1 pseudogene is annotated in these 328 nt (G+C 35.7%); it reads left to right on the plus strand.

The features are described 5' to 3' along the window. Window positions 1–328, plus strand: a pseudogene (locus GPK60_RS11900) (RNA-guided endonuclease TnpB family protein); the annotation flags it as partial.

Here is a 328-nt window from a genome sequence, read left to right on the forward strand (position 1 = left end):
ATGTTTCCAATAATGTAACCAAACAGGCAATTAAAGATGCTTGCATAGCCTACAAAAACTTTTTCAAAAGTTTGCAAAAATATCCGAGATTCAAGTCTAAAAAGAAATCAACGCCTAAATTTTATCAGGACAACATTAAAATACAGTTTAGTGACACTCACGTTAAATTTGAGGGATTTTCTTCTAGCAGGAAAGCGAACAAACAAAAGCTGAACTGGGTAAGACTTGCAGAACATGGACGTATTCCCACAGATGCTAAATATATGAATCCGAGAATATCCTTTGACGGATTAAACTGGTGGATTAGCGTATGCGTGGAATTTCCAGA

Source organism: Ruminococcus sp. MCC718 (assembly GCF_018783905.1).
Taxonomy (GTDB): Bacteria; Bacillota; Clostridia; order Lachnospirales; family Lachnospiraceae; genus Hominisplanchenecus; species Hominisplanchenecus faecis.